Annotated in this window: 13 protein-coding genes; 3 read left to right on the plus strand and 10 right to left on the minus strand. The window is 68.6% G+C overall.

The genetic code is table 11. The features are described from left to right. Nucleotides 1–2 precede the first annotated feature (2 nt). The 8 genes from CRT60_RS21610 to CRT60_RS21645 form a co-directional block, all read right to left on the minus strand. A complete protein-coding gene (locus tag CRT60_RS21610; RefSeq protein ID WP_098738563.1) occupies nt 3–1,118 on the minus strand; it encodes an imelysin family protein in 1,116 nt (371 codons plus the stop codon). Between the two features lie 51 nt (nt 1,119–1,169). Beyond that, a complete protein-coding gene (locus CRT60_RS21615) occupies nt 1,170–2,522 on the minus strand; it encodes a di-heme oxidoredictase family protein (protein WP_244592686.1) in 1,353 nt (450 codons plus the stop codon). 112 nt (nt 2,523–2,634) lie between these two features. After that, nucleotides 2,635–4,119 (minus strand): multicopper oxidase family protein, encoded by a 1,485-nt coding sequence (locus tag CRT60_RS21620; protein WP_098738565.1) that lies wholly within the window; start codon nt 4,117–4,119, stop codon nt 2,635–2,637. Nucleotides 4,120–4,259: 140 nt separating this feature from the next. Beyond that, the gene (locus tag CRT60_RS21625; protein WP_098738566.1) at nt 4,260–5,534 is read right to left on the minus strand and encodes an imelysin family protein; all 1,275 of its coding nucleotides are present in this window, start codon (nt 5,532–5,534) and stop codon (nt 4,260–4,262) included. A gap of 191 nt (nt 5,535–5,725) precedes the next feature. Beyond that, on the minus strand, nt 5,726–6,871 hold the full coding sequence (locus tag CRT60_RS21630) for a trans-sulfuration enzyme family protein (protein ID WP_098738567.1): 1,146 nt from the start codon (nt 6,869–6,871) through the stop codon (nt 5,726–5,728). Nucleotides 6,872–6,958: 87 nt separating this feature from the next. Continuing rightward, entirely contained in the window at nt 6,959–8,056 is a 1,098-nt protein-coding gene (locus CRT60_RS21635) for an AbrB family transcriptional regulator (RefSeq protein ID WP_244592687.1), read from the minus strand. A 122-nt stretch (nt 8,057–8,178) separates the two neighbouring features. After that, nucleotides 8,179–9,540 carry a globin-coupled sensor protein gene (locus CRT60_RS21640; RefSeq protein WP_098738568.1) on the minus strand — a complete coding sequence of 454 codons (1,362 nt, stop codon included), beginning with the start codon at nt 9,538–9,540 and terminating at the stop codon, nt 8,179–8,181. A gap of 210 nt (nt 9,541–9,750) precedes the next feature. Continuing rightward, nucleotides 9,751–10,374, minus strand: a complete 624-nt coding sequence (locus tag CRT60_RS21645; protein ID WP_098738787.1) for a TetR/AcrR family transcriptional regulator — start codon at nt 10,372–10,374, stop codon at nt 9,751–9,753. Nucleotides 10,375–10,592: 218 nt separating this feature from the next. Between CRT60_RS21645 and CRT60_RS21650 the strand changes: the two genes are divergently transcribed. Next, complete coding sequence (locus CRT60_RS21650; RefSeq protein ID WP_098738569.1) at nt 10,593–12,161, plus strand: fatty acyl-CoA synthetase; 1,569 nt, start codon at nt 10,593–10,595, stop codon at nt 12,159–12,161. A gap of 115 nt (nt 12,162–12,276) precedes the next feature. On the opposite strand, the gene CRT60_RS21655 is transcribed toward CRT60_RS21650, so the two are convergent. Together CRT60_RS21655 and CRT60_RS21660 are read right to left on the minus strand one after the other, a co-directional pair. Next, entirely contained in the window at nt 12,277–12,738 is a 462-nt protein-coding gene (locus CRT60_RS21655; RefSeq protein ID WP_098738570.1) for a DUF4126 family protein, read from the minus strand. Nucleotides 12,739–12,800: 62 nt separating this feature from the next. Further along, on the minus strand, nt 12,801–14,273 hold the full coding sequence (locus tag CRT60_RS21660; RefSeq protein ID WP_244592701.1) for an aldehyde dehydrogenase family protein: 1,473 nt from the start codon (nt 14,271–14,273) through the stop codon (nt 12,801–12,803). Nucleotides 14,274–14,336: 63 nt separating this feature from the next. Here CRT60_RS21660 and crtI point away from each other — a divergent pair, with 63 nt between their 5' ends. Next, nucleotides 14,337–15,890 (plus strand): phytoene desaturase family protein, encoded by a 1,554-nt coding sequence (gene crtI, locus CRT60_RS21665; protein ID WP_098738571.1) that lies wholly within the window; start codon nt 14,337–14,339, stop codon nt 15,888–15,890. After that, nucleotides 15,887–17,440, plus strand: coding sequence for a phytoene desaturase family protein (locus tag CRT60_RS21670; RefSeq protein WP_098738572.1), 1,554 nt, complete (start codon nt 15,887–15,889; stop codon nt 17,438–17,440). The genes crtI and CRT60_RS21670 overlap by 4 nt, the downstream gene beginning before the upstream one ends. Nucleotides 17,441–17,454: the final 14 nt, after the last annotated feature.

Genomic DNA, 17,454 nt, shown 5'->3' on the forward strand with positions numbered 1-17,454 from the left:
CGTCAGTCTCCGTCCAGTTCATTGAAGCCCAGCGTGATGTCCAGCAGCGGCGCCAGCGTGCCCAGCATCTCCACCCGCGCCGCCTTGACCAGCCGCAGCGCGCTCTCGGTCTTCTTGCGGGCGGCGGGATCGGTCACCGCCTTGTTCAGCGGGCCTGGGACCGCCTCCACCGCGCTGATCGCGGCGGCGAAACTCTCGTCGATGGCCTGCTTGGCGGTGGCGCCGTCGTCGTTGGCGGGCAGCAGCGAGACGAAGCCCGGACCGCCATGCTCGCCCATCAGCAGGGCGCGCAGCCCTTCCAGATTCAGCACGACATTGCGCAGCGACCGGCCGCTGCGCAGCGCTTCCACCACCGTCGGCTTGGCATCCTCGACGCTCGTGCCGAGCGGTGCCATCAGCTTCTGGTCGATCACCACCTGCATCGCGGTGATGGCCGAGGAATAGAGTGTGTTGACCGCTTCCGATGAATTGGGGCCGAGAACGGTCGCCTGCCCGGCGGCGACCGGCGGCTCCAGTTCCTTCCAGCCGTCGCGCGCATCGGTGGCGATGGCGGCGATGTTGCGGGTGGCGGCGGCGGCGAGCTTGGCGCGGTACTGCTTGGCGTCGCTGCCGGTGAAGCCGTCGGCGGTGACGCCCTCGTCGAACAGCAGCCGCTCCAGCACGGTCAGACCCTGGACGGCCGCACTCTGGCGGGCCAGCGCGCCTGGCTCCAGCAGCTTGGGGTCATGGTCGCGCAGGATCTGGCCGATCTGGCGCTGGACCACGCCGGGCCGTTCCGGCCAGAACGACATGCGGTCGGCCCGCAGATTCATGGTCAGCGGGCCGGGGCGCAGATGCTGCACGGCGGCCCAGCCGTCGGTCACCTTGAAATGGGCAGCGCGTGCCTCCTCAAGCCCGGCGGCGGTGGGGCCGGCGGCGAAACGGTCGAGCGTGTCGGCATAGGCGGTGGCCGCCGCCACCAGCGCATCGAAGCGGGGCAGGGCATGGGTGCGGACCATGCCGCCCAGGAAGGCGGCATCCTTGTCCGACTGGCGGGCGGCGAAGGCCGGCGTCCGCGGCAGCAGGGCCGCCACGGCGGCGGCGGCCGACATCAGTCCCAGCACTATGCGGCGTCGCATACGATCAAATCCCTTCTGCCTTCGAGGTGGAACGAGCCCCCCGCTCTTCCTTTACAAACCCAGAACGTAACGCACCAGACGTTTCCGATCCTCACCCGGCAGAGACTTGAAGCGGTCCTTGGCCGCTTCCGCCTCGCCGCCATGCCACAGGATCGCTTCGGTGACGCTGCGGGCGCGTCCGTCATGCAGAAGCGACAGCTGCCCATCCTTGGCCGCGAGCCGGTTCAAGCCCCACAGCGGCGTGGTGCGCCAGTCCGACCCGTTCGCCTCGCCCATCGGCAGCCGGTCGCCCAGCCCGGGGCCGAGGTCGTGGAGAAGCATGTCGCTGTGCGGGAAGATGTCGCGGTTGGACAGCGACGGATGCTCGGCATCCTCCCCCGTGCGCCAGGACGGGCGGTGGCAGGCGGCACAGCCGGTGTCGGCGAACAGGGAGGTACCGGCCTTGTGCTTCGGCGCCTCCAGGCTGCCGTCGGGCGGCAGGTCGCGCAGGTAGCCGTCGATCAGGCCGATGACGGTGCTGGGGATCTCGAGCCCCTCGAACTGCTTGGAATCGCCGTGGGGCGCATTGCGGCAGGCGGTCTGTGCCGGGGTGCAGTCGCCCCAGGGCTCCGGGAAGGCCGGGGTCGACATGCCGATGTCGAGGCTGAAGGCCTCCGCATCCTGGTGGTCCAGGGTGGGGTGCATCGCCTTCCAGCCGAAGCGGCCGACCTGCCGCCTGCCGTCCAGCGTTACATAATTCACCCGGCCGGCGACCGGACCGCCGGAGGCGGCCTGTCTGGCGGCTTCGGCTTCGATGGCCTCGGCCGGGATGCGGTCGAGCAGGCCCATGCCATGGACGCGCGGCGGCACGCGGGCGGACATCACCGTCGCTTCGGCCAGCGGGCCATAGCCGAGATCCTCGACCACCGGCGTCGGATGGCGCAGCCGGACGGTCTCGCCGTCGGGGAAGCGGATCGTCTCCTCGCGGTAGGTGACGCGGGGGCGGCCTTCGACCAACTGGCTCGGAATGGCGTTCGACTGGATCTGCCGGCCATAGACCGGATCGGCGTTCAGCTTGATCGCATAGCCGATGCCCTGGTCGTCCTTCACCGCCGGATCGGGCGGCCGGCCGCCGGCGCCACGCGGATGGCAGGTGGCGCAGGAGCGGGCGTTATAGAGCGGACCGAGCCCGTCCGCCGCCTGCGTCGCGGTGGGCGCCGCCACCCACATGCGGCGGAACAGCGCCTCGCCGATGCGGTTGTCGAGGCTGTCGGCGGCCTGGGCGGCAGTGGGGGCTGCGAGAAGGAGCAGGGCGGTCAGGGCCGCGTGCCGCCACTTACCCTCTCTCCCCCGGGGAGAGGGAGGGGACCCGCGCCGCAGGCGTGGGGAGGGTGAGGGGGCCGGCGCGCGGTCGCGCGCCGCCAAGGGGCATTCTGCCCCTTGGCAATCCCCTGGCACGGGCTGACGCCCGCGCTGCCCCCTCACCCTTACCCTCTCCCCGGGGGGGAGAGGGAATTCCAACTGTACGATTCGTGAGTCAAGCAACGCGGATGTATCCCATCATGCCGGTGTCCTGATGTTCGATGATGTGGCAGTGGAACATCCAGTCGCCGGGATTGTCGGCCTTGATGGCGACGCGCAGCCGTTCCTTCGGCTCCAGCAGCACCGTGTCGGCATGGTGAGGCACCACCTTGCGGGCATCGGAGGACAGCACCTTGAAGGTGTAGCCGTGGATGTGGATCGGGTGCAGATGCGGCGTCAGGTTGGCCAGCTCGAAGATATAGCTCCGGCCCTTCTCCAGCGTGACCAGCGGCGGCGGCAGACGCTCGTGCCCGCCCTCCGGCCAGCTCTGCTGGTTGATCGCCCAGAAGGTCTTCGCCGACAGGCAGAGCGCGTCGGCATAGGGCAGGCCGGGCAGGGCCGCCGCGTCGAAGCTCTGTGCCACCGCGGTGGCGGAGAAGGCCATCGGGATGATCGGCGCGTCCTTCAAATCCGGCTCCGGAATGGCGGAGGCGGGCAGGGCGCGCGGCTTGAAGCGCTTGTTGGGCAGGCTCGGTCCGACGGCGCGGAAGGTGGCGAGCGGCCGGGGTTCGGCCGAATAGACGTTGGTCAGCCGCAGGGTCTGGCCAGCCTTGGGCGGAGCGCGGAACAGCACGTCGATGCGCATGGCCGGACCCATCGGCCAGCCGTCCAGCGGGCGGGGCGGCAGCGGGTTGCCGTCGACGGCGATGATCCAGGCCTCGGCCCCTTCCACCCGCAGATCGACCACGCGGGTGCTGTCGATGTTGTAGAGGCGGGCGCGGATGTCGCCGTTGGCCGGAACCTCGATCACCGGCTCGATGGCGCCGTTGACGGTCGAGACGCTGCCGAAGGTGCCGGCGCGGGAAGCACCGCGGTCGGTCATGAAGGTGCCGAACTTTCCGGTCTTGTCCAGCTGCCAGTCCTTGACCAGACAGACGACGTCGGCATCGACCTTCGGCGCGTCCGGCTCCTCGACGATCAGAACGCCGGCAAGGCCGCGGCCCAGCAGCTCCACCGTGTTGCAGTGGGGATGGAAGAAGAAGGACCCGGCATCGGGCGGGGTGAATTCATAGACGTGGCGCTCGCCCGGCTTGGTCGGCGGCTGGGTCAGATAGGGCACGCCGTCTTCCAGGTTCGGCAGGCGGATGCCGTGCCAGTGGATCGAGGTGTGCTCGCCCAGCCCGTTCACCAGGGTGGCGCGCAGCCGCTGGCCCTTGCGCATGCGGATGATCGGGCCGGGAAAGCTGTCGGCATAGGTGATCAGCGGCGACGGCCCGGCCGGTTCCGGCAGGATGCGCAGCATCCGCTCCTTGGCGACCAGCTCGACCTCGACCAGCTCGCCGGCGGCGGTGACCGGCGTCGGGCCGGCGAGACCGGCCTTCAGCGCACCTGCATCGGGGGCGGCAAGGCCGGTTCCGCCCAGCGCCGCCGCCGCGAAGGCGGCACCCCCGGCGCGCAGGAGGGTGCGACGGGACAGGGCGGAGGCGGGGCGATGCGGCATGACGGCGGTCCAAAAAACTTCAGGCAGGAAAGGGCCGGCTCCGGTCCCTTCGCCATCCCCCGCCGGGTCGGCCCGGAAGGGAAGCTCGGGGGAAACGGTCCTGCGCGGGAGAGCGCGGGACCGGAGCCGGACAGGCGTGCTTACTTGCCGACCTTCGACGGGTCGTCGAGGCTGTCGGAGCCCTTGACCTCGACCGAGACGCCGAGCGCGGCGACGGCGCCTTCCAGCGCCTTCTTCTGGGCGACGAGCCCGTCGATGCCGGCGGACACCAGCTTGTTGCCCTCGTCATTGTCGGCGGCGATCATCTGGTCGTAGGCCATCTTACCGCTGTCGGCGGTGTCCTTGATCGCCTGCATCGCCGTCATGGTGTTGGTCATGGCGGTCTTGACTGCGGCGTCGGCGTCGGCGGACTTGGCGGCGACCAGCTGCGACAGCGAGGCACCCGACACGGTCTTGCCGTCGGTGCGCTTGTAGCTGCCGTTGTAGACGTTCACCATGCCGACTTCGTCGTAATAGTGCGAGTTGTGGGTGTTGTCGGAGAAGCAGTCATGCTCCTCTTCCGGATCGTGCAGCATGAGGCCGAGCTTCATGCGCTCGCCCGCCAGCTCGCCATAGCTCAGCGATCCCAGGCCGGTCAGCATGCGGCCGACGCCTTCGCTCTCCGGAGCCTTGGCGATTGAAGCGCGGGCCTTGCCCTTGGCGGCCCAATCGGCGGTCATTTCCGACAGGTCGTCGACCAGCATCTGGGTGGCGACCTTCAGGTACTGGACGCGGCGGTCGCAATGGCCGTTGGTGCAGTCCTTGCCCTTGCCGTAGTCGGTGGCCTTGCGCTCACCGGCCCCCGGACCGGTGCCGTGCAGATCCTGGCCCCACAGCAGGAATTCGATGGCGTGGTAGCCGGTGGCGACGTTCGCCTCGACCTTGCCGGCGCCATGCAGCTTATCGGTCAGCAGATCCTTGGTGATCTTGGAGGCGTTGATGGTTTTGCCGCCGGCCGTGATCTTCGGGTTGGCGATGACGTTCGCCTTGGCGTAGGGGTTGCTCTCGCCGCCGGCATAGCCGTCGTCGACATAGTCGATCAGGCCCTCGTCCAGCGGCCAGGCATTCACCTTGCCTTCCCATTCGTCGACGATCGGGTTGCCGAAGCGGAAGGCTTCCGTCTGCATGTACGGAACGCGGGCGGCCTTCCAGGCGTCGCGCGCCTTCGCCAGATTGTCCTCGGTCGGGTTGGCGACCAGGGCGTCCACCGCCTTCTTCAGCGCCTTGGCGCCGTTGGTGGCGTCCTCATAGGCGGCATGGGCGATGTCGGCGTAGTTCTTCGCCACGTCCTTGTAGGCCGGACCGGCAGCCTGGGCACCGTACGGCAGCAGGGCAACGACGGCTACGGCGGCAAAGCCGGCAGCGCGCTTCGACATGGAGGTCTCCTCGAACGTCGGTGGTCGGTAATGACAGCAAGTGCGACTTATTCTCAGCGAATAACGTCGCGAATCATTCTCACTGTCAAGCCCTATCCGCGTTGGGGGTACTCGGAAATGCGCAGGCTCCGCCGTGCCGCGTCGATATGTCCCGCCGCCCTGGCCTGCGGGCGACGGGAGCTGGACGGTCCTCAGCCCTGTCCAAGCGCCTGCGACAGATCCTCATAGAGGTCGTCCGGCGACTCCAGCCCGACCGACAGGCGCAGCAGGTCGCCCGGCACCGGCGAACTCGGCCCTTCGATGCTGGCGCGATGCTCGATCAGGCTCTCCACCCCGCCGAGCGAAGTGGCGCGGCGCCAGATTTCGACGCGGGCGGCGGTGTCGATGGCCGCCTGGGTGCCGCCCTTCACGCGGACGGACAGCATGCCGCCATAGCCGCCGGTCATCTGGCGCGATGCGATGCCATGGCCGGGGAAGCCGGGCAGGCCGGGATAGAGCACCTCGGCCACCCGCGGATGGGCGGACAGCCGCTCCGCCAGGGCCATGGCGGCGTCGCTCTGCCAGCGGACGCGGGCGAACAGGGTGCGCAGGCCGCGCTGCAGCAGCCATGCCTCGAAGCTGCCGAGGATGCCGCCCTGCTGGGTCTGCACCGCCTTGATACGGGCCCAGAACTCGTCCTTGCGGGCAGCGGTCAGGGTGCCGGCGACGACGTCGGAATGGCCGTTGAGATACTTGGTCGCCGAATGCATGACGATGTCGGCGCCCAGTTCCAGCGGACGGGTCAGCACCGGGGTGGCGACCGTGCTGTCCACCGCCAGCCAGGCGCCCGCCTCGTGCGCCAGTTCGGCCACCGCGGCGATGTCGGTGACGGTCCACAGCGGGTTGGCCGGGGTTTCCACCCACACCAGCCGCGTCTGGCCGGGACGGAGTGCGGCGCGCACCGCATCGGTGTCGCTGGTGTCGACGCCTTCGACCTTCAGGCCCCAGCGGGTGGCGGGGCCATGGACCCAGCTGCGGAAGGCCCAGTACATCACGTCGGGCACAATCACATGGTCGCCGGGGTCCAGCGCCTGGAACACCGCGGTCGCCGCCGCCATGCCGGAGGCGAACAGCAGCGTGTCGGTGCCCTTTTCCAGTTCGGTGATGGTCCTGGCCGGAATGTCGAAGGTCGGGTTGTCGGCGCGGGCATAGACCCGGCCGCGGCCATAGCCGTTGTCGGGGTCGCGGACATAGGTGGTGGACGGGTGGATCGGCGGGATGACCGCGCCGCTGGCCGCATCCTCAAAGCCCAGGGCGCCGGCGGCGATGGTTTCGGGACGGTGGGGACGGTCGGTCATTGCCGGGGCACTCCGGGATCGGTCATGAAAGGGGGGTATCAAGGATACGTCCGCCGGACGCCGGGACGCAATGGCGCCGCTCAACCGTCAGGCGTAGCGCGCGATCAGGCGGGCCAGGGGCGGCCCCGACAGCACCACCACGAAAAGCCGCAGGGTTTGCAGGGCCAGCACCAGCGGCAGATCCACCCCGCTGCCCAGCGCTATCACCACCACCGAATCGAGCCCGCCCGGGCTGGTGGCGAGGAAGGCGGTCAGCGGATCGGTCGGCAGCAGCGTGACCAGCACCCAGGCCGACAGGCTGCACAGGGCGATCATCAGCCCGGTCGACAGGAGCATCTGCGGCACGGCACGCAGGGCGTGACTCAGCACCTCGCGGGTGAAGCGCAGGCCGATGCTCCAGCCGATGACGGTGTAGGTGACTGTCAGCAGCGCATGCGGCAGTTGCAGGGTAATGCCCGCACCGGTCTGGACCAGCGCGCCCAGCACCATCGGCACCAGAAGGGCGCCGGAGGGAATGCGGAAACGGTGGCCGATCCAGCCGCCCGCCGCGGCGACCAGCAGCGTCGCCGCCAGCCCGCGCAGGTCCAGCGCCTCGACCGGGGCCACCGGGATGGCGGCGCCCTGCGAACCGGCGGTCAGCGCATGCGTCACCAGCGAGGCGCTGAGCACCACCAGCACGACGCGCAGATACTGCATCACCGCGACCAGCCGGACGTCCGCGCCATGGTCGCCGGCCATGGCGACCATGGCGGAGGCCGCACCCGGCGACACGCCCCAGGCCGCTGTGGTGCCGGGCAGGCTTCCGTAGCGGACGAACAGCCAGCCGACGATGCCGCTGGCCAGCACCGTCAGCCCGACGGTTCCCAGCATCAGCGGCCAGTTCCGGGCAATGGACAGCAGGATCGACGAGGTGACGGCATGGGCGACGAGACAGCCGATGATCGCCTGCGCCATGGTGAAGCCCGAGGCCGGAACGCGGATGGTGGCACCGCCGACGCCGAGCGCGATGGCGCCGATCATCGGCCCGATCAGCCAGGCCGCCGGCAGCCCGGCCGCATCGAGACCGAGCGTCGCCGCCGCGGACAGGGCGAGCAGTCCCGCCCATTGCGCGACCGTCCGCGGGCGGAGCCATGAGCCGTCGTCATTCCCGGGGCCATTCCCGCCGCCATCCTTTGCGCTGACCACGAACCCATACCTGTACGAATGATTTTCGACCGCCCCATGCTGCCCGCCGCCGCCCCCGTCCGTCCAGCAGGCGAGGGGGCGCGGCAGCCATGCGCGGCGGATCGGCGGATCCGGATCGGCGATCAGCTTGCGGTGCGGATGCTGGTCAGGAAATCGCCGACACCCCGGTTCAGATCGTCCGCCTGCCGGTGCAGCAACCCGGCAGCGGCCAGCACCTCCTGCGCGATGATACCGGTCTCCGACGAGGACTGCGTGACCTCGCCGATGGAGCCGGTGACCCGGCGGGTGCCGACCGCGACCTCCTGCACGTTGCGGGTGATCTCCTGCGTCGCGGCGGTCTGCTGTTCCACCGTCGCGGCGACCGTGGTGACGATCTCGTTGATGTGGACGATGGTGCGGCCCACGCCTTGGATCGCGTCGGCCGCCTGGCCGGCGGCATTCTGCATGCCGGCGATCTGGCTGGAGATGTCCTCCGTCGCCTTGGCGGTCTGGTTGGCGAGGCTCTTGACCTCATTGGCGACGACGGCGAAGCCCTTGCCCGCTTCTCCCGCCCGTGCCGCCTCGATGGTGGCGTTCAGAGCCAGCAGGTTGGTCTGGCTGGCAATGTTGTTGATCAGGTTGACCACGTCGCCGATGCGCTGGGCCGCTTCCACCAGACCGCTGACGGTTCCCTTGGTCCGTTCCGCCTCGCCGACGGCGGAGGTGGAGATGCGGGAGGACTCGTTGACATGCCGGCTGATGTCGGTGATGGAACTGGCAAGCTGTTCGGTCGCCGCGGCCACCGTCTGCATGCTGGACGAGGCGAATTCCGTCTCCGACGCGACATCGGCGGAGCGGCGGCTGGTGCTGGTGGCAATCTGCGACATGCGCTGGGCGTGGGCCTGCATCTGGTTGGAGGCGGCGACCGTGCCCTCCACGATGCTCTTCACGCTGTCTTCGAAGGTGCCGGCGAGCCGGTCGAGGGTGGCGCGCTTGCTCTCCTCCTCCGCCACCCGATAGGTCTCCAGCAGCAGTTCGATATCGAACCATGCAACCTTGTTCAGCGTCTCCAGCTGCGCCATCCGGTTGCGGCGGGCGGCGGCGCCGAACAGGCCGGCCCTCAGCCCCTCGTCGCCGCCGGTGAGCCCGAGTTCGCGGGCGATGTTGGAGCTGACGATGTAATGGCAGATCGACACCGCATAGGCCGGGACGCCGTTCTTATAGAACTGGGTCGCAAGCCGTTTCGCGGAGTCGGCGAAGCCGGCATCGATCCGACCGGATACGGCCCGCATCCAATGATCCAGGCGGGCGGCATGCACATCAGGGCGTTGCAGCGCCGCCTGGATTTCCGGCCATGCATCGAAATGCCGGTGCCACTCGGTCAACAATGCGGGAAGACGCTGCTCCGCGAACTCCCGGTTGCCCCTTAACCGGTCCAGATCGTCATACGTTATCGAGAAGGTGTGAAGTCGCTTCGCCTGCACATCAGTCAGTTCGACGGTCATCTTCGGGACGATCCTCGGTTCCGGGGCCACACATGGATTGTTCTACGTCAAGAATGTTCTTCTGGATCGCACATCGACGGCAACCCACCACCCCATTTTCATCATACCCACATATGTATAAGAAGGAGAGCAGTGGACGATCATACAACGCCGACGGCAGGTCGGCCGGTGCACTTTGGGCCTATGGTCGACCGGGGCCCGACGGCGGAGTCATCCCATGTCGGGACGCGGGCGCAGGCCGTTCAGCAGCAGGGCGATGGACTGGCGGGCGATCTCCGCCGGGTCCAGATCGCCGTCCGGACTGTACCAGCGGGCGACCCAGCTGAGCGCACCCGACAGCGTGAAGGCGGCGATCTTCGGATCGCAGGGGACGATGCTGCCCTCGGCGATGCCGCGTTCGATCAGGCTGCGGAATTTCAGGTCGATGCGGCGCTTCAGCCCGCGCAGGGTACGGCGGCTGTCCTCGGTCAGCGGTTCCTCGCCGACCCGGATCACGCACATGCCGAAATCTATGGTGACGATGTCGACATAGGTGATCATCACCGCCACCAGCTCGTCATAGGCGCTGCCGCCATGACCGGTCACGTCGTTGGAAGCGCTGTCGAGCATTTCCAGCCCGATCCGCACGCACTCGAACAGGATCTCCTCCTTGTTCTTCACATAGTAATAGATCGTCGGCTTGGTCACGTTCAGCCGTCGGGCGATGTCGTCCAGCGAGGTGGCGTGATAGCCAAGCTCGTTGAAGGCCTGCGCCGCCGTCCGCAGCACGGCGATCCGCTTTTCCTCCCGTTCGCTGCGGCGGTCGGCGGCGGTCTTCCATGGCGAGTCCGACATGCGGTGCTGGCTCCCTTCGCTCATTCTTCCGGCCTATCGCTTTCCCATTTGGCTGTGCCCATGTCCAGGCCGGCAAAAAATCAGTTCGTTCAGCAAACTTGTTTCCTTGCCTACTTTCAAGTAACTTAGGTTCCATACAGTAAATAAAGGACCGGCCGAGCCCGCGACCGGGGTGTGCGGCGACGGCGCCAGAACCCTGCAGAACCGGGAGGACAGACATGCCCAGGGATGTTGCCAAGGACGCCATCGCCGCGGCGCGCGGCACCAGCATCGGCGGGGCTCTGGCACGGGCGGCGCGGCGCTATGGCGACCGCATCGCTTTGCGCCACGACGGGCGGGATTGGAGCTTCGCCGGCCTGCATGCGGCTGCGAAGCGGGTGACCAGGCGGCTTCACGACATGGGTCTGCGGCCGGGCGACCGGGTGGCGGCCTTCGGGCGCAATTCCGACGCCTATGTCGTGGCCTGGCTCGGCTGCGCGGTCGGCGGCTTCATCCATGTGCCGGTCAACTACGCCCTGACGGGGGAAGAGCTGTCCTACATCCTGACGCAGTCGGGGGCGCGGATGGTGCTGCACGACGCCGATCTGGCCGGCACTCTTGCCGATGCCGGAAGAGCGGCGCGGATGGAGTGGGTCGGGACGCTGGCTGCCGGTGCCGGTTCTCTGGACGTGCTGGCCATCGCACAGGACCGGGGCGCCCCAGCGGACATCGATGTGGTCGTGGATGCCGACACGGTGGTCCAGCTTCTCTATACCTCCGGCACCACCGCTGCGCCGAAGGGCGCGATGATGACCCATGGCGGCCTGCTGGCGGAGTATGAGAGCGCCATCCACGATTGCCGCTTCGCCGAGAGCGACCGGGCGCTGGCGGCGCTACCGCTCTACCATTCGGCGCAGATGCATGTCTTCCTGATGCCGCAACTGATGGTCGGCGCCACCACGCTGCTGATCCAGGCTCCGGCCTTGAAGCAGTGCCTGGAACTGATCGAGGCGCACCGCATCACCTCCTTCTTCGCGCCGCCCACGGTGTGGGTCGGGCTGCTGCGCCATCCGGATTTCGACGCTCACGATCTGGGATCGCTGGAGAAGCTCTATTACGGCGCCTCGATCATGCCGGTTCCGGTGCTGCAGGAGCTTCGCCGGCGCCTGCCCAACGCGAAGCCTTTCAACTGCTACGGCCAGAGCGAGATCGGCCCGCTCGCCACCGTGCTGGCCCCGGAAGAGCATGAGGAGCGTCCAGCCTCCGCCGGCCGCCCGGTGCTGAACGTCGAGACGCGGGTCGTCGATCTGGAGATGAACGATCTCGCTCCGGGCGGCCATGGCGAGATCGTCCACCGCTCCCCCCAGCTGATGGTCGGTTATTGGGACAAGGAGCGCGAGACGGAGGAGGCCTTCCAGGGCGGCTGGTTCCACTCCGGCGACGTCGGCTATCTGGACGAGTCCGGCTATCTCCACATCGTCGACCGCATCAAGGACGTCATCAACACCGGCGGCGTTGTGGTCGCCAGCCGCGAGGTGGAGGAGGCGATCTACACCCATCCCGCCGTCGCCGAGGTCGCGGTGGTGGCGCTGCCCGACCCGAAATGGATCGAGGCGGTGACCGCCTTCGTCGTGCTGCGCACCGGCCAGAGCGTCGATGCCGAAGGGGTGATCGCCCATTGCCGCGGTCATCTGGCGCCCTTCAAGCTGCCGAAGCAGGTTCATTTCGTCGACAGCCTGCCGCGCAACACCGCCGGCAAGCTGCTGAAGCGGGAGCTTCGCCGGGCCTACAGCGACACCACGGCGTGAGGGCCGCGGCATGAGCGTGTACGAACCGCCGCCGCACGCCGTCCGTTTCCTCGTCACCGAGCCACTGCGAAGATCGCGACCCGCGCGGTGGGACGGCGGAGGGTGGCCCTGTCCCTCACGCAGCGGAGACGATCAGCAGGGCCGCGACCAGCGCCGCCGCATCCTCCAGCAGGGCGGCGGGACGGTCGCGGCCGAAGGCGGCGGCCATGCGCATGCGGGCGGCATAGCCGACCAGCGTGCCCACCACGGCGCCGATGCCGCCGGCCACCAGCCCGCCGATCCAGAATCCGGCATTCGCCCCAATGGCAGCACCGGCGATGGTGCCGCCGGCAATGCGGCTGGCGAAGGGAAAGGGCAGTTTGCGGCTGGGAGTGGTCGGCAGCTTGTCGACGATCAGTTCCGCCACTGCCATGGCGGTGAAGACCCAGGGCGACACCGGGTGCCCGAGGAAGAACAGCCAGCTTCCCGACAGCTCGAGCCAGCCGCCATAGGCGGCCCAACTGACGGCGGCCGGGGCAATCAGGGTGCGCGAGCCGGCGACGGCGCCGATCAGAAAGGCAAGGGCCAGGGCAAGCATACGGTCATCCGTGTTTCGTTGGGGTCAAAGTCAGTCGTGGGCTAAAGTCAGGAAGGCCATGGTCATCCGGCGGACCGTCCGCGCACCGCCTGCACCAGCCGCCGCAGCGCCCCGCCGCGGGTGCCGGGGCCGCCATGGAACAGGCGCAGCGCCGCCAGCATCAGCGCCTCGTCACCGGCGCGCGGTTGGTCGAAATGGGGGCGCAGCCGCCCTTTTCGGACCGAGACGGTCTTCACCTGCGTCATCTCCAGCAGCCCCTCGGCGCCACGGGTGACGCCCCAGCCGCTGGCATGCCGTCCGCCGAAGGGCAGGCGCGGGTCGGCGGTCGGCACGATGAGGTCATTGATCGTGACGGTCCCGGCGTCGACCCGCCCGGCCAATTCCCGGGCCTGCGCCTCCGGCCCGAACACGGATGCCCCCAGCGCATAAGGGCTGGCGGCCGCAACCGTCAGCGCCTCGCCCATGTCCCGCACCGGCACCAGCGACAGCAGCGGGGCGAAGATCTCCTCGCGCAGCAGCGCCATGTCAGGCGTCGCGTCGGCAAGGATCAGCGGCGCCATCGCCGGACTGTCCTCCCCCGGCAAAGCGCCCAGCGCACGGGCTCCGCCCGCCACCGCATCCCGGGCAAGGGCGGCGAGCCGGCGTCCGGTCGGCGGGGACACAGGCACTGCCGGTATCGTGCCGATATGGCGGAGCAGCGCGGCCTCCAGGCCCGCCGCCATGCCATGCGGGACGAACACCCGACGCGGCGCGATGCAGGTGGCGGAGCCGTTGAGCCGAAGGCCGAAGGCCAGCGCACGGGCGACCTGCTCCGGATCCGCACCCGGCAGGACGAAGACGGCGTCGTTGCCCGACAGCTCCATCGTCGAGGGCACCAGATGCCGGGCCAGCTTTTCCGCCACCGCCCGTCCGGTATCGGCCGATCCGGTCAGCACCAGCTTGTCGATACCCTCCTCAATGGCCTCCGCCACCGCGGCGGCGGATTCGTCCAACACTCGGAACAGCCCGGGCGGCAGTCCGGCCTCCTCCAGCCAGACTCCAAGCAAGATCATGGGCGCGCTGCATCCCGGCGCCGGCTTGACCAGCACCCGGTTTCCGGCCGCCAGAGCCTGGACGGCCTGAACGCCCGGCAGCAGCAACGGGTAATTGGATGGGCCGACGATCAACACGGTGCCGACCGGCTCCCGCCGCACCTCCGCCTCGACCCCGAACAGCCAGACCGGGCGCCCGCGCCGGCCCAGCCTCTTTGGCGCCAGCAGTCTGGACGCTTCCCGCTCCAGGAACCGGCAGGCCTCCGCCAACGGCAGGATTTCGGCGCTGACGCTCTCGGCAGCGGTTCGGCCGGGGCGCGTATGCAGTGCCTCGACGAGTTCTTCCGCACCGGCGGCGATGCGGTGGCGGAGTCCACGAATGGTGGAAAGGCGTAGAGAAATATCCTGTTCGGACCATGCCGTAAAGCCGACCGCCCCCCGAGGGATCGCTTTTCTTATCCAAGGAGATAAGACGTCAGGAAAGGGGTTGTTGTTGCGATCCATTTTCGACCCGGCTTCGTAGAGATCACGACTGAATTTTGCAGCGCAGGAGCGTTTGGCAAGCGGATGGAACGACAAGTCGTGATCATCGGCGCGGGACCGGGCGGATTGGCATCCGCGATGCTCCTTGCGCTCACCGGAGCGAAGGTGACGGTGCTGGAACGGCAGGACCGCATCGGCGGACGATCGGCGGGCTTCTCGCTCGACGGCTACCGCTTCGACAGCGGTCCCACCTTCTTCCTCTATCCCCGCATACTGGAGGAAATCTTCGAAGCCTGCGGACGGCGCCTGTCGGACGAGGTCGACCTGATCCGCCTCGACCCGCTCTACCGGCTGGTGTTCGAAGGCGGCGGGGAGCTGCGCGTCCATGCCCAGATGAAGGCGCTGATGGCGGAGATCGCCAAGCTCAGTCCGGGCGACGCCGACGGGCTTCCGCGCTTCCTGGCCGACAACCGGGCGAAGATGGAGCGTTTCCGCCCGGTTCTGGAATCCGATTTCTCCAGCCCCTGGGCGCTCGCCTCGCTGCCGATGCTGAAGGCCCTGGGCAAGCTGGCGCCGCACCGCTCGGTGGACCGAGACCTGTCCCGTTATTTCCAGGATCCGCGCATCCGCCTCGCCTTCTCGTTCCAGAGCAAATATCTGGGCATGTCGCCCTTCCGCTGCCCCAGCCTGTTCACCATCCTGTCCTTCCTGGAGCATGAACACGGCATCTTCCATCCCCGCGGCGGGACGGAATCGGTGATGGAGGCGATGCGGAGGGCGGCGGAAAGCCTGGGCGTCACCGTCCGGCTGAACGAAACGGTGCGCCACATCAAGTTCCAGGGCCGCCGCGCCGTCGGTGTGCGGACGGACGCCGGCGACTATCCGGCCGACGCGCTGGTCATCAATGCAGACTTCGCCCGCGCCATGACCACGCTGGTGCCCGACGATCTGCGCCGGCGCTGGAGCGACGCTCGCCTCGCCACCAAGAAATTCTCCTGCTCCACCTTCATGATGTATCTGGGCATCGACGGCAAAATGGACGGGCTGGACCACCACACCGTCTATCTGGCGGAGGATTACGCCCGCAACCTCGCGGAGATCGAGGAGTGCCGGGAATTGCCGCGCCGGCCGTCGATCTATGTGCAGAACGCCTGCGTCACCGATCCGGATCTGGCGCCGCCGGGCGGCAGCACGCTCTACATCCTGGTGCCGGTCGGCCACCAGCGCGGCCACATCGACTGGAAGGCGGAGGCGCCGCATTACCGCCGGCTGGTGCTCGACCGGCTGGCGGGCTTCGGCCTGACCGATCTGGAGCGCCGCATCCGGGTGGAACGGGTTGTGACGCCGGCCGACTGGGACAGCGAGTTCGCCGTGCACCGCGGCGCCACCTTCAATCTGGCGCACAGCCTGGACCAGATGCTTCACCGCCGCCCGCGCAACCGGTTCGAGGATCTGGACGGCGTCTATCTGGTGGGCGGCGGCACCCATCCCGGCAGCGGCCTGCCGGTCATTTTCGAAGGCGCACGCATCACGGTGCGGCTGTTGGCCCAGGAACTGGGCCTGCCGACGCCCTGGCGCACAAAGACCATGGGTTTGTCCGGCATGCTGAGGCAGGCCGTTGCAGGGGGAATGGCATGACGGATCGGATCGCGGTGATCGGCGGGGGCCTGGGTGGCCTCGCGGCGGCGGTGGTGCTGGCGGCGCGCGGGCACAAGGTGACCCTGCTGGAAAAGAATGCCTGGGTCGGCGGCAAGGCGGCCGTTCTGGAGGAAGGCGGGTTCCGCTTCGACATGGGGCCGACAATCCTGACGGTGCCGCGCGTCCTGCGCCGCATCCTGGAGGAGGCCGGCTGCGATCTGGACCAGGAGCTGGACATGGTCCGGCTGGAGCCGCAATGGCGCTGCTTCTTCGACGACGGCACGGTGCTGGACCTGTCGGAGAATGTCGGGACCATGGCGGCGGAATTGGACAAGTTGGCGCCCGGGCGCGGGGCAGGGGAGGGCTATCGCCGTTTCCAGGCGATGTCGGAACGGCTGCACGGCATCTCCGAACGCTTCTTCTTCTGGAAGTCGGTGGAGGATCTCGGCGACACGCTGAACTTCCGCAACAGCTTCAACGCCAGCACCCTGTCGGACGTGCTGGCGCTCCGCATGGGCAGCACGGTCGCCGGCACCATCCGCAGCCATGTGCCGGATGCGCGGGCGGCGCAGATGCTGGACCATTTCACCCAGTATGTCGGTTCCTCGCCCTACGGCTCTCCCGCGGTGCTGTGCGCCATCGCCCACATGCAGACCAATGACGGCGTCTGGTACCCGATGGGCGGCACCCGCGCCGTACCGACGGCGCTGGAGCGGGTGGCGCGGCGGCTGGGCGTGGAAATCCGCACCAGCACCGGCGTCCGCCGACTTCAGGTGGAGCGTGGCCGGGTGGTGGCGGTCGAGACGGACGGCGGCGAGCGCATCCCGGTTTCGGCCGCCGTGTCGAACATGGATTCGGTCCGCACATATCAGGAACTGATCGGCGGCCCCCCGGCCAAGCGCTTCGCCAAGCGCCGCAGCTACGAGCCGGCCTGTTCCGGCGTGGTGTTCTATCTGGGGCTGGACCGCGCCTACGATCACCTGCTGCACCATGACTTCGTCTTCTCACGCGATCCGGAGGAGGAGTTCGACTGGATCTATCGCCAGGGGGAACCGGCGCCCGACCCGACCTGCTACATCGCCGCCCCGGCCCGCACCGAACCGGGCGTCGCACCGGCGGGCGGCGAGGCGCTGTATGTGCTGGTCCACACCCCCTATCTGCGCGAGCGTCACGACTGGAACCGCATGCTTCCGGCCTACCGCCGCGTGGTGTTCGACAAGCTGAAGCGCACCGCCGGCATGCCCGATCTGGAGGACCGCATCCGGGTCGAGCATGTGCTGACCCCGCAGGACATCAACGACCGCTACAATGTATTGAACGGCGCCATCTATGGCTTGGCGAGCCATGGCCGCTTCATGGGCGCCTTCAAGCCCGGCAACCGCTCCCGCGATGTCGAGGGCCTGTATCTGGCCGGGGGAGCCGCCCATCCCGGACCGGGCATGCCGATGGTGCTGATGTCGGGGTGGATCGCCGCCGACAGCCTCGACCAGGACATGCGCGACGGTGTCCACGGTGATGCCGGGGCGGGCTCCGCGCGCGCCGTGGCCTGACGGAAGGCGGCGGG

Source organism: Azospirillum palustre (genome assembly GCF_002573965.1).
GTDB classification, from domain to species: Bacteria; Pseudomonadota; Alphaproteobacteria; order Azospirillales; family Azospirillaceae; genus Azospirillum; species Azospirillum palustre.

What these genes read in the sequence shown, in the direction of transcription:
- CRT60_RS21640 (WP_098738568.1), bottom strand. Translation starts at nt 9,540, where the DNA reads ATGACCGTCGAACTGACTGATGTGCAGGCGAAGCGACTTCACACCTTC.
- CRT60_RS21670 (WP_098738572.1), top strand. Translation starts at nt 15,887, where the DNA reads ATGACGGATCGGATCGCGGTGATCGGCGGGGGCCTGGGTGGCCTCGCG.
- CRT60_RS21660 (WP_244592701.1), bottom strand. Translation starts at nt 14,273, where the DNA reads ATGGATCGCAACAACAACCCCTTTCCTGACGTCTTATCTCCTTGGATA.
- CRT60_RS21655 (WP_098738570.1), bottom strand. Translation starts at nt 12,738, where the DNA reads ATGCTTGCCCTGGCCCTTGCCTTTCTGATCGGCGCCGTCGCCGGCTCG.
- CRT60_RS21620 (WP_098738565.1), bottom strand. Translation starts at nt 4,119, where the DNA reads ATGCCGCATCGCCCCGCCTCCGCCCTGTCCCGTCGCACCCTCCTGCGC.
- CRT60_RS21630 (WP_098738567.1), bottom strand. Translation starts at nt 6,871, where the DNA reads ATGACCGACCGTCCCCACCGTCCCGAAACCATCGCCGCCGGCGCCCTG.
- CRT60_RS21650 (WP_098738569.1), top strand. Translation starts at nt 10,593, where the DNA reads ATGCCCAGGGATGTTGCCAAGGACGCCATCGCCGCGGCGCGCGGCACC.
- CRT60_RS21610 (WP_098738563.1), bottom strand. Translation starts at nt 1,118, where the DNA reads ATGCGACGCCGCATAGTGCTGGGACTGATGTCGGCCGCCGCCGCCGTG.
- crtI (WP_098738571.1), top strand. Translation starts at nt 14,337, where the DNA reads ATGGAACGACAAGTCGTGATCATCGGCGCGGGACCGGGCGGATTGGCA.
- CRT60_RS21625 (WP_098738566.1), bottom strand. Translation starts at nt 5,534, where the DNA reads ATGTCGAAGCGCGCTGCCGGCTTTGCCGCCGTAGCCGTCGTTGCCCTG.
- CRT60_RS21645 (WP_098738787.1), bottom strand. Translation starts at nt 10,374, where the DNA reads ATGTCGGACTCGCCATGGAAGACCGCCGCCGACCGCCGCAGCGAACGG.